This window comes from Paenibacillus sp. 19GGS1-52 (assembly GCF_022369515.1).
In the GTDB taxonomy this organism is placed as follows: Bacteria; Bacillota; Bacilli; order Paenibacillales; family Paenibacillaceae; genus Paenibacillus_AQ.
The window spans coordinates 6,642,010-6,654,193 of record NZ_CP059724.1; the positions used below are offsets into that span (position 1 = coordinate 6,642,010).

Genomic DNA, 12,184 nt, shown 5'->3' on the forward strand with positions numbered 1-12,184 from the left:
GAGATTGGACTCATTACTAGAGAAGCGGGATCTAGGAGTACAGAATACTCATTTATCCTCTTGGAGAGAATATCTACCCAGCAAGGCCTTCGCTCTATATTCACCGGGGGATATACCCTCTAGCTCCTTAAATACACGGGCAAAGTGCTTACTGCTCTCAAAGCCGACTGCCGCAGAGACCTCCTCCAGCTTGCTGAGGCTTTCAGACAATAGCGTTTTGGCATGGCTGATGCGGACCTTTTTTAGATACAAGACAAAGTTCTCCCCCGTATAAGCCTTGAATGCTTCACTGAAATAGGAATAATTCAGAGAGACATGATTACTGACCATAGCCATATTAATCGAACGGGAAAAGTTCGCTTCTATATATTTTAGCGCTTCATTCATATCAGCATGCTCCGTGTGAGCAGATCTGAGACGTATGATATAGTCGTTCACACTGGTAAGTAAATGCTCTAGTGAACGATAATAGTCGTGAAAATGGCGGAAATTGTACATGTTGCCAACCATCCGATACAGCTTCAGTACCTCTACAGACGCTTCTCCATGAACGCGGAACACTTCATCAAGCACCCGCTCATTGATTTTCCGGCCCACCATCTCCAGGTAGGACAAATCCAATTGCTTGAGCTGCTCAGTCTGAAAAATAACCATCAGCAGTCCTTTCATTTCCTTCTCCCGGTCCGTGCCCAGCATATTAAGCAGTTTACGCAATTCCTCCTCCGGAGCCAAGGGATTCACTCGTCCTTCGCTGATATTCGAGAAATCTATAACATTCGCTTGCGGATATAGAAAGGTATATTGCAGCGCCCGGCAGGCTTCTTTGTAGCAGAGACGAATGTCAGAATACGACCGGCCTTCCCTGCTGATTCCTATTAACAGTCCCTTTAGCTCCCGGGTTTCCGCCTGCTTCGACAGATCCTCAAAGCACTGTTTGCCACTCCCGATCAGTACCAACTTCCCTTCCCAGTCGGTTAAGATCTCGGTGAATGTCTTTTCAAGCGGCCCTATCAACCGTTCAACCACTCCCTGCACTTCACCCGGTTTCATTCGCGTACCGTCGTTGTAGTGGTAATCCAACACGCCCACCGTAAAAGGCACTGCCAAGCTACACAGTTCCTCCTGTGCTTCACGATCCAACTGCACATCTCCTTGCATTAACAGACCCCGCAACCGTATCGCACGTAACTCCCTGCGAAAATTTTCTGTTTCCTGCTCGAGCTTACGGGCACTGTGCTCTTCTTCATGCCATTCCTCGTTAATGCGCGTCAGTATTCCAAACAGCTCATCACGCCGAATAGGCTTTAACAGATATTCCTTAACGCGATAGCGTATCGCACTTTTAGCATATTCGAAATCATCATACCCACTTAGAATTACAACGGCTGGCCCTTTTCCAGCTCCAGTCTCCGCGGATATCTGTGCCAAAAGTGTAATCCCATCCATCACCGGCATACGGATATCGGTAATCATTATATCCGCCCGTTCCTTCCTGTACAGCTCAAGTGCTTCTGCACCATTACCCGCCGTTTCGATAACATATTGGTCTGGGTATTCCCGCTCTATCATTGTCTTTAGGCCATTGCGGATATTCTTCTCGTCATCTATAATCAGCAGCCTCATCATAGTTGTTTGTCTCCCGTCAAAAGAACTTTTGGCAAGGTCATGAACACTATCGTTCCCCTCCCTACAGCACTCTGTACCTCAAGTCCATATTCTTCTCCATAGAACAGCTGCAGACGTTGATGTACATTTCGCAGCCCAATTCCTCCCGCTCTGCGCGTGTGGCCTCCCGGCTCGGAAGCGCCCTCACTCACTTCCTCTTTGGCATACAGAGCTTCGTGCAAAGCCAATAGCCGTTCCGGTGTAAGTCCGCTGCCATTATCACGTATCGCTATAAAAATATCACCATCCCCTTCCGAAACATCAATTTGGATGGTTCGATTCTCCGCTTCTGCTTGTTCTCCGTACCAGGCGTGCTTCACACTATTCTCAACTATGGGCTGTAGCGACATTTTCAGCACCTCCAGCTCAACATAGGATTGCTCAATATTCAGCATCAGCACAATGGGGTGCTCGAAACGAATGTTCATCACTTCAATATAATTTTCAATATGGCGAATTTCATCTCGCAGCTTTACATACTCACCCGACCATTTGAAATTATAACGCATCATCCCGCCGAGTGAGGTAAGTGCATCTGAGATGGTCCGCTGGTCCTCCATTTCAGCTAACATCTTAATATTTTCCAGTGTATTATACAGAAAATGCGCATCAATTTGATTGTGCAGTGTACGTAGCTCCGCCTCTTTCGACAAGGCTTGCTTGTATACAGCCTGAGCAATCAGCGTATTGATGGTATTCATCAGCTTGGAGAAATGATGCGCCAGCTCGCCGACTTCCCCTCCACCCCGAACAGTGATTCCAGTGTAGGCCTCGCCTCTGCGCACCTTTTTCATCGTTTCCGTCAAGAGACGTAAGTTCTTAAGAATATAGGCATTCAGAATATAGGCAATCGCGGTAACTAATATAATAAACCCGATATTCACTCCAACAATCAGATTGCGCGTATGCGAAATGTCCTTCATCACGCCTTCCATGGATACAACATTGAGCAAATAAGCATTAATTCGCTCCAGTGGCGTGTAAATAAGCAGGAATGATTTCCCGTTCTCCGTATAATTGATATCCCAATTTCCTGACTTCTTGTAGGACTGCAGGCGCTCTGTAATCGCACTGGCCATTTTCCCGTTCGCCTGCAGAAAAGAGTGGTCCGGGCGCGTAAACAGCTGCATTTCCTCATCAACTAGAAACATTTGAGATTGGCTGTCCTGCACTTTGGTATAGGTCTTGGGCGTAAATTTCTCCAGCAGCATATCGACTTGAACCATCCCGATGTGGTTATTCTTTGGAACACTCATTTCACGCAGCAGCGAGACCTTCGGCACTAACTTCGGTGTTTGACCAAAGTAACGCTCCAGCAGATCGCGATCACTATTCAGAAAGGACCATGATTCCTGGCCTTTCAGCTTCAGTGCCTTTTGGTACCAGGGCTCGAAGGCGACACGGCTTTCCCGGAAGATAATCGGTCCAATTTCAAGGACATTACTATTTGAATACAAGCGCAAATGTTCAATGTTCGGATTGTTATATTGAATACGTGTAATATTAACAAATACATTGTTATTAAACTCAAGCAACTCCCCTAAATCCGGCTCCTCCGTATTTGCTAGATACTCATTCACTTGCTTGTCATCAAAAGCCATTTGTGCAGCCCGTTCCATTGCTTCAATCTGATTATTGATATGCAGCTTCTCCATCTGCAGCAGATAGCTGTTCTTGTCAGTGGCATCGCGGACGTAGGTATTATTGATAGCCCTATACGAATAAATGGACACCATTAAACAGGGTCCCAAAATAATGAATATATAAGCGGCGACCAAGCGACTCTGTAATGAACGGCGCCCCCACCAATAAGTGAATGAATCCCATAAAGCTGCTGTACGCTTGCCTGATTCCACGCTGTAAGATTCACCTCACTGTTATACATCTTTATATTTTAAAGACCCAAAGACCCGCGGTCTGCGGGCCTTTGGGCGATCTTATCAGATATAGTTTAGATTACATGCCAAGTTTTTTCTTGTTCTCTTCATATTTAACCTGTTGGAAAGCTTGTAACTTTTCAAGACCCAGATCCTTTTGTTTGTTGATATACTCGGTCCAAATTTTGTCGAACTCCGCATCCGAAGTAGCCATCAGTAGCTTCGGCAGTGTTTTGCTGCGCAGCTCTTTAATTTTAGTTAAGATGATGCCTTCAGGAGAGTTGGCCAATGGATCAATCTGGTCAAATTCAGAGATACTTTGTGTTTTTCCTCTCGTCCAGTCTTCAAGCTGTTTGAAAGGCTCCACCGATTTAGGTGTCCATTGGTCTGTGATATTTGTATTCATCAACATCCAGAAGGTAAAAGATGAGCCGTATTGCTTGTCAAATGCCGAGCGGTCTTTATTCATCAGGTCAAATACTTCTGGTTTAAATTGGTCTTTACCATCGATAGTATCATAGCTGACACCTTTTTCTCCCAGGTAAAGGTCTTTATTACCCTCTTCACTGTTCAAGTAGCTAAGGAACTTAATAGCACGGGCTTTATCCTTGACGTCTTTGGAGATGAGAGTCACTGTCCAGCCCGAAATAGCCGGTCCGTTCAGCGTAGGCGGATCCAGCTTAGAATTAGCGGGGCCATCCACAGCGATATAGATTTTATTCGGGTCTTGCTGATACAGCGTACCTTCCTGTGCTGCAAAGTCAGAACGTTGATACAGCATCGCGAAGTAACGACCTTGAGCAATCTTTTCTTCCATTTGCGGACGTTTGTCGATAAAAATATCCTTGGACAGTAAACCGTCCTGATTAGCTTGGCGCAGGGTCTTCATCCAGCTAACGTATTCAGGGTCTGTTTCACGGTCATACAGCTTGCCGTCTTTTTGTCTTGGAATCGCTAAGAAGTTCTGAATGTATTGTTCCAACGAATCGTTACCGGTTGCGGTAAACTCGTGCAAACCGAGCGGTATGATCGGCTGGCCATTAATATCCGGGAATTTCTCTTTCGCCAGCTTCAGCGCGTTAAGGAATCCTTCGGGTGTCCGCATATCCGGACTGCCAATTGCTTCATACATATCCTTGCGAACGACGAAGGTTTGGTTGGATACATATTTGTCTCCGTATTTCTTGTAGTCGGCCGGAGAAGAAGAGGCGTTAGGATAACCATAAACATTGCCATCCTCTTGAGTATACCATCCAAGCTTGTCGGGATCGGATACTTTGAAGAAATAAGGATCGTATTCATCAGCCAATTTGTTGAGCGGAAGTACGAGATCGCCTTCAATCATTTTCTTAACAGCATCTTCATACCAGCCCAGCGTGATGAAATCGGGCAGCTTGCCAGAAGCGATTAAAGTATTCAACTTTTCATTCTCATTCCCTGCAGGAACGATGAAGTTAATATCAACACCGGTTTTTTTGGTAATATATTTGGAGGTTGGGTCAACCCCCCATTTATTAGGGAACCAAGCGAAATTCAGGTACCAATCAAAGGTGATTGGCGAAGTATCGGATTTCCAGCCCGGCTCATCTGCTGATAACGCAGTGGCGGTCGGCTCTGCTGAAGCAGCCGTATTTGTTGAATTCCCCTTGTTGGCTGTTGTTTCGTTGTTCTTCCCGTTGCTGGAACATCCTGCTGCGGTCAATGTCATAATCAGTGCCAGCATCAGCACCAGCATTTTCCTCGGTTTACGTTTTATGTCCATACTTTCTTACCCCTTTTCTAAAAGTGTTTAATTATAACTTATAACCCCAGGTCCGCTGTAAAACGGCTGGAGGAGTTACCCTGTGAACTGTGCTTTCTTAAGAAATCAACCTTTAATCGAGCCAATCATCATTCCCTTGACGAAATAACGCTGCAGGAACGGATATACGAACACAATCGGCAGCGTAGTGACCACCATTGTGGCCAATTTAATCGACTGTGAGGTTACCGTTTTGGTTAGTGCGCTGCCCTGTACGGCCACCATCATTTGGCTTGAACTGGACTGGGCCACCACCCGGAACAAATAGGTCTGAATGGGCTGCAAATTCTCGTTGTTCATGTAAATCATCCCTGTAAAATAATCATTCCACTGATATACACCATGGAACAGCGCAATAGTAGCAATAACAGGCATGGATACCGGCAATACGATCCGCATGAAAATAGTCCAGTCATTTGCCCCGTCAATATGTGCCGCTTCCTCTAAACCCTCGGGAATCTCCCGAAAGAAGGTCATGAAGATAATGAGGTCGAAAAAGCTGAACATTACCGGAATAATGTAAACCATGAAATTCTCCAGAAGATGGATATCCTTAATCAACAGGTAAGTCGGGATGAGTCCACCGCCAAAGAAGAGCGTAACCGTACCCATCAGAATATAAAACTTGCCGCCAATCAGATCTTTACGGGAAAGTGCATAGGCAACCATCGCTGTAAAAAACACATGCACCAGCACGCCAAGGAGTGTTTTGGCCACGGTGATCCACATCGACTGCATTATGCCGGGACTAATAAGCACCGCCTTGAAATTCTCCAAAGTGAACTCACGCGGCCACCAGTAAATATTGCCTAGCATGGCGTCTTTGCCATCGTTAAAGGCGTTTATCAATACGTACCAAATGGGGTACAGGGTAAGAAAACATACACACAACATAATGAGATTATTAGCTAGATCGAAGAGGGCTTCGCTCTTCGTTTTGCGGTTTAGAGCAAACATGTGCAGGTCCTCCTTGGCCTAAAACAACGATGTGTCGTTGATTTTTTTGGATACTTGGTTGGCAATCAGCAGCAGAATGAGAGCGATAACTGATTTGAACAGTCCGACCGCAGCAGAATAAGAGAAGCGGCCTGATAGAAGTCCTGTATAGTAAACGTAATAGTCAATTACGTTACTGGCGCTGTCATTAAGCGAGTTGCGCAGAACCAGGATTTGGTCGAAGTTGGAGTTCAGCACCCCGCTGACTGAAAGAATAAACAAAATGCTGATCGTTGATTTGATCGCCGGCAGAGTAACGAACCACATCTTCTGGAATCGCCCGGCTCCGTCAATAGTTGCTGCCTCGTACATCTCGGGAGATACACCCGCAATAGCGGCCAGATAGATGATGGCTGACCAGCCCAGCTCTTTCCAAATATCCGAGGTGATAATAATCGTCCAAAAGTACTTCGGCTCGGCCAAATATGAAATAGGCTGATCAATCATATGAAGTGCCAGCAAAATATGGTTAATGATCCCCACATCCGACAGCCATGTAGCAAGTATCCCGCCAAGCACAACCCATGAGAGAAAATGCGGCAAGTACGAGATCGTCTGGATACTTTTCTTAAATCGGATCGAGCGTATCTCATTCAGGAATAGCGCGAATATGATGGGTAGTGGAAATCCGATGACCAGCTTGATTACACTTATACCCAGTGTATTTTTGATGACACTCCCCAAATTATCGTCATCCAGAAACTCTCGGAAATGCGTTAGTCCCACCCAAGGAGCCTCCGAAATCGACTTGACGATGTTGTATTCCTTGAAGGCAATAATAATGCCGTACATCGGAATGTAGTTGAATATAATCATCCAGACTACGCCTAGTAGAGCCATTGTTTGCAGATGCCTTTGGACGACCAGTCTTTTCCACAGCTTACGGTAAGGGCTCACAACTTCTTTCTGAACCGGTGGTATCCCGAGAGGGGCCATCGTGTCCAAGGGTACTGCTGTCATTTCATTTTTTTTGTTTTTCATTACGGTCCTCCAGGCTCCAGTTAAAATCTCTACTTTTTAAAACGCTTACAATCTATGTATTTATCTTATTTGTTTTCACCCAGCACCGTAAGGTTTCATATTTTGGAAAAGGGGCTCCATTTTTCGGATTACAGCACATTCTCCGAAAAATGGAGCCCACAACTTTATGTGTTATGCCAATGCCACTCGAATTTCTGTAATTTCACCGCGCCGCAAAGCCTCGGCATGTTCCCCGCGCAACAGTGCCCCGGAGATATCGATTACCATACCTTCGCGATAGACAAGCTGTAGACTCTTAATGACTGCCCCCTGCTCCCCGAAAGTATCCACTCGCCGTGGATTATAGTAGGTCACTACTGTACTTCCAAGGAAAGTGAAGGAAAGATAGCCTTGCTCATCGAATAGCCATCCCGGCAGTGCCGGTGCCAGCGTCAAGGCAAGTTCTCCATCCACGACCGAAAACACCTTTTTACCCGCCATCATCACTCTCCACATACTGAGAAATTCTGCTGTCGATCCGCTGAGCCTAGCGACGAATCCTCTGCCATGCACACCGGGATCAGGGTTGCCGCCCGTAGCAATAAAGGATGAATTCTCTAGGGTGCTCCGACCATATACAGCAGGGTCCAGGAACGGAACAAGTGAAGTTGTTAATTCTCCATAAAATTCTTCATATAGCCCAGCCTTCAACAGCTCCAGCAAATATTTGTAGGACATATGCAGGAAGTTTGACTCGCGTTCCAGCCAACCTGGAGTAAAAGCTCGCATGCGTCCAATTTCATTAGATTCCCCGTCAAGGCTGACCGAAGTTTGGTACATAGATGTTGTAGGATCATACAGCTCTGTTTTTTTGATGAATTGGTAGACGCTCTTCGCCTGTTCAGGATCTTTCAGCGTCTTTAGCCAGCGTGTTGGACCTTCCAGGAAATAGGGAAGTGCATAGACTTCAAAAGCCTCAACTACAGCCTTAGGCAGGCCATAAGCGCTGATTACTGGATTCCCCTCATAATCCTTCACCGGAAGGAACTGGGTCGCCTCAAAGCGGAAATAGGTCGGAACTAGACCGTTCCCCAATTCAACTGCCTGGCGGATACCCTCATCCAGCTTGGTAAGGAATTTGGTGAGTACTCCCCGGATAAACCGCAGTGAAATTCCAGACTGTAGGCCGCTGATCCCAAACCGAACCGCTTCCCTGTAAGCCTCGCGAGCTGATGCTACAGTATCCCAATAACGGAACTGCGTAAGCTTGTGAGACAGCACGGAAGTGACCGCAAGTTCTACCTGCTCTAAGAATTGAGCCATTTCCACCGGCAGCTCCACGTTTAGTTCCTCATTGTCCCCGTTCTTAAGCACATCCAGCAAAAAGACAACATTCCGCTTCAACTCAAACGTCTCACTCATCCCTGAGCCAAACAGTCCTGGCAGCCCGTTCATGGCATCATTCCAGCCCGGCTTATTCCCTTCCATCTCCACACCTAATCCGTAAGGGTCAAGGGTAGCAAATTTATTGAGTGTTAGAGATAACATTTTCACGAACAGGTTGCTGCGATAAATTGAGCCATATCCGCCGTCCACGCGCAGCCAGTGGGTATCTCCGGCCTTCCGTTTCAGCTTGTGCAGCTTCTCCTCATCCTCCAGCAGCGCCCCATATTGCCGCACTTTGCCGTCGCTGATTACATACTTCTCACTGCGGGGCTGAACATAGGCCGGGCTGTCGTAGAATGCGTAATCCTCGTCCCCGAACAGCAGCTCTTGTCTTTTATCTGGAAAAATATCAAGGTAACCCTCTACCAAATCCAAGTTATAGGTCCAGTGATCTGACCAGAAGCCTTCTCCGAAAGAAGCCTCTATGTTCTGCTGGGACATGGAGAGTATCGACGATAAGAATTCCTCTTCACTCACCTTCAAGGCAATGTTATGGTCGGCAATGTAGTTGATCAACCGACCTGGTGTAAACTTTCCACGACACAGTGTATCTAACCCCTCATTATGACCGGGTGCAACCTCCCCAAGCCATTGACCAAGCTGCTTCTTATGATCGGGTGTCACTTCGAAGCTCGTTCCCTGCACGCTCAGCGGGTTGTAGCCATCCGCCTGAATCAGGCTGTAGAACATTTTGATATTGAAGCTGCCTACTTTCGGATTAAAAAAAACATCATTGCGCCGGTTCTGATTCATGTCCCGAAAATTCCCGTTGCCCTGCGAATAATATTCCGGTGCCAGCGAGAAGAAGTTATAGTCGCGCTCCATATCGCCGTGCTTGCGTGAGTATAGATGGACGACATAACCGTCTTCGCCATTATCGAATATAAAAGGATACCCTCCGCGCAGGAAGTTATCGAGATAAGACTGCCGGCAGTAGGCATCAAATAAGGCCGAGGAAGTGTGGGTAGAAATATCTGCCGTCAACTCCTCAGTGAGGCTGGCAGCTTCCTGAGCCTTGAGGGTAATATATTCGTCCCGGCATAGCTGCTGCGCTTTCCGGTTGATTTTGTCGATATCGTTCACATGTCCGATTAGGGTATTCAGGATCAGAGTGGCACCTGGAGCAAGATTCCGCTCTACACCACTGAACCCACAAGGCACCTTGTTAACCGGATATTGAGGCAGCTTGGCAAGCTCCGATAGCGGCATTTCCGCGAAACGGTCAGGGTAGGCCAGCGATGTATTGCTGCCAAACACCACCTCGAAATCAACGATTGGTGCAAGTTGTTCCCCTTCTCCGGTAAAGGACAAGTAGAAATGGCCATTTGTAATTTCACTGACCTGCGCATCATCATTCGTGCTGGAGCGCAGCTTATAGAACGGAATGCCCTGCTCCAGATTATAGACTTCCATCCAACTGCGCAGCAGGTTGCCGATATCTTTGTAGCCACTATTCTCTACGCCGTAAGGCAGAATTTCCGGCAGACCATCGAGTAGCTCAAATTCTAGCGCTGTGTCATTGATATTCTCAATCTCCACTCTACGTACCAATGCTGCATAGTCATCATTGGGCAGATTGAAATAATGTACAGTCGTCTTTAATCCATGCCCAGCATGAATTTCCTCGATGGTAAGTCCATTAGGCAGAATCGTCATGACTCGCTTGGCTGCGGAATCTGGACGCGCGGATTGAAACGGTTCATAGATTTCCGACTCGCCTTTGATTTTGATAAAAGTCCGGAAGCCGGATAAGGCTACATTCTTATAGGAAATATTGGCCGGAGAGAATTCCATGATCGGCGAGTTCTTATCACGTACCCCGAAGCTGCACACTCCTTGCCCCCGGTTCACATAGAAGGTCCACATCGGAATTCCTTTTAACCCGGCCAGCCCTGGCAGAAAGCTGGCGAACGGCTTACCCTCATGAAATTGTTCCATTACAAATGTTCCCGACTCCTGTTTCCCTGACTCAAAATAATAATTGCTCACGCCTACGCCTCCTTAGAGTTAATTAAAGTGAAATTAAATGCGTTGTGATCGAATGTGCCGCCAGCTCGCAGGTGGCTATTTCTCCGCCCAGACCCAGGGTCACCGTACGTTTAGCTTCGCCTTCATTCATCAGCACTACAGCTATGCTGCCATCCGGATTGCGGAATGCCGTGGATAGAATTCCTTCCACTCCGAACTCAAGTCCGATCCGTACAGCGCCTGGCGCTATATATTTACTGAAATGCCCAATGTAATAATAGGAGCTGTTGTAATGAACCTCGTCGGTTGTCGTATCCGCAATGATCGGCGCATCACAAAGATTCCCCACATGATTGGGTCCTCCAGTCTCATCCAGCACCAGATTCCAGTCCAGATACCCCTCTGTCCATGCATTGAGATCGCCAATCATGTTCCGGCCGTAACGTTCGCCCGTGAACCATTCGCCCAACCGGACTCCGCCCTCCTGACAGCCCTCGGTGAACAGCAGATGCTTATCCGGAAACAAGTCATGCACTTTCTCTACCTTGTCGAATTCCTCGCCGCCATACCAGTGAATGCCGGTTCCCCACACATACTGCGCAGCTTCAGGATCGGATAAGACCACTGAAGCACGTTCGACCATAATATCGCGGTTATGATCCCAGATCACAATGTTCACATCACTAAGGCCCGCCCCGCGCATAACTGGACCGAGATGATTTTTCACAAAATCCCGCTCCTCCTCTGCACTGTAAATACAGGAATCCCAGACCTGAACCGCTGCAGGTTCGTTCTGCACCGAGACCGCCCAGATTGGAACCCCTTCCTTGCCATAAGCTTCGATAAATTTGGTATAATAACGCGCCCAAAGTTCAGCGTATTCCGGCTTCAATGAGCCTCCGTTATTCATTTCACCGTTAGTCTTCATCCATGCCGGTGGACTCCACGGGGAAGCAAGCATCGTAAAGGCTCCACCTTTTACTTCCATGGCATCCTTAATAAGTGGCAACACCCACTTGTAATCATGGGATATATCAAAGCTAGCCAGCTCCGTGTCATCGTCCTGCACATACGTGTAGTTGCCGAGGGCGAAATCACAGCTATGAATATGAACGCGGCCCATGTTATAGCCTAGGCCGTCTACCGGATGAAAGTACCGCTGAATGACTTCAGCCCGTTTCTCCGCGCTCATTCGTGACAAGGTATAGGCCGCCGCTTCCGTAAAAGCACCCCCAAAACCAAGCATTTTCTGAAACTCCACTTCTGGCTTCAGTTCCACATCCGCGGCCTTGCTCCCAGCCCGTACCTTAAAGGCCAAACCTTCCTTTGGACTCAGACGCTCTCCCGTTTCCTTTGCCGTTACTATAGTTTCAACTATTGTCATTTCATCCATCTCCTTAGATTTATTAATTAGGTTGGGAGGATTATTTATTGATTGATTGATTTTAACGTCCATCAAACTGAATCGAAA

The 12,184-nt window shown here is 47.1% G+C and carries 7 protein-coding genes; all 7 read right to left on the minus strand.

The annotated features are described in order from the left end of the window. Positions 1–48: 48 nt before the first annotated feature. Entirely contained in the window at positions 49–1,626 is a 1,578-nt protein-coding gene (locus H1230_RS30480; protein WP_239713502.1) for a response regulator, read from the minus strand. Then, positions 1,623–3,521, minus strand: a complete 1,899-nt coding sequence (locus H1230_RS30485) for a cache domain-containing sensor histidine kinase (RefSeq protein ID WP_239713504.1) — start codon at positions 3,519–3,521, stop codon at positions 1,623–1,625. The genes H1230_RS30480 and H1230_RS30485 overlap by 4 nt, the downstream gene beginning before the upstream one ends. A 100-nt stretch (positions 3,522–3,621) precedes the next feature. Continuing rightward, on the minus strand, positions 3,622–5,304 hold the full coding sequence (locus H1230_RS30490) for a type 2 periplasmic-binding domain-containing protein (protein ID WP_239713505.1): 1,683 nt from the start codon (positions 5,302–5,304) through the stop codon (positions 3,622–3,624). A gap of 105 nt (positions 5,305–5,409) precedes the next feature. Further along, a complete protein-coding gene (locus H1230_RS30495) occupies positions 5,410–6,300 on the minus strand; it encodes a carbohydrate ABC transporter permease (protein WP_239713506.1) in 891 nt (296 codons plus the stop codon). Positions 6,301–6,318: 18 nt separating this feature from the next. Continuing rightward, complete coding sequence (locus H1230_RS30500) at positions 6,319–7,275, minus strand: ABC transporter permease (RefSeq protein WP_239717651.1); 957 nt, start codon at positions 7,273–7,275, stop codon at positions 6,319–6,321. Between the two features lie 216 nt (positions 7,276–7,491). After that, positions 7,492–10,734, minus strand: a complete 3,243-nt coding sequence (locus tag H1230_RS30505; RefSeq protein ID WP_239713508.1) for a cellobiose phosphorylase — start codon at positions 10,732–10,734, stop codon at positions 7,492–7,494. Positions 10,735–10,756: 22 nt separating this feature from the next. Then, on the minus strand, positions 10,757–12,097 hold the full coding sequence (locus H1230_RS30510; protein WP_239713509.1) for a glycoside hydrolase family 30 protein: 1,341 nt from the start codon (positions 12,095–12,097) through the stop codon (positions 10,757–10,759). Positions 12,098–12,184: the final 87 nt, after the last annotated feature.

Bases quoted from the DNA above. Each gene is read 5' to 3' on its own strand.
- H1230_RS30495 (WP_239713506.1), bottom strand. From the start codon at position 6,300: ATGTTTGCTCTAAACCGCAAAACGAAGAGCGAAGCCCTCTTCGATCTA.
- H1230_RS30490 (WP_239713505.1), bottom strand. From the start codon at position 5,304: ATGGACATAAAACGTAAACCGAGGAAAATGCTGGTGCTGATGCTGGCA.
- H1230_RS30500 (WP_239717651.1), bottom strand. From the start codon at position 7,275: ATGGCCCCTCTCGGGATACCACCGGTTCAGAAAGAAGTTGTGAGCCCT.
- H1230_RS30510 (WP_239713509.1), bottom strand. From the start codon at position 12,097: ATGACAATAGTTGAAACTATAGTAACGGCAAAGGAAACGGGAGAGCGT.
- H1230_RS30480 (WP_239713502.1), bottom strand. From the start codon at position 1,626: ATGATGAGGCTGCTGATTATAGATGACGAGAAGAATATCCGCAATGGC.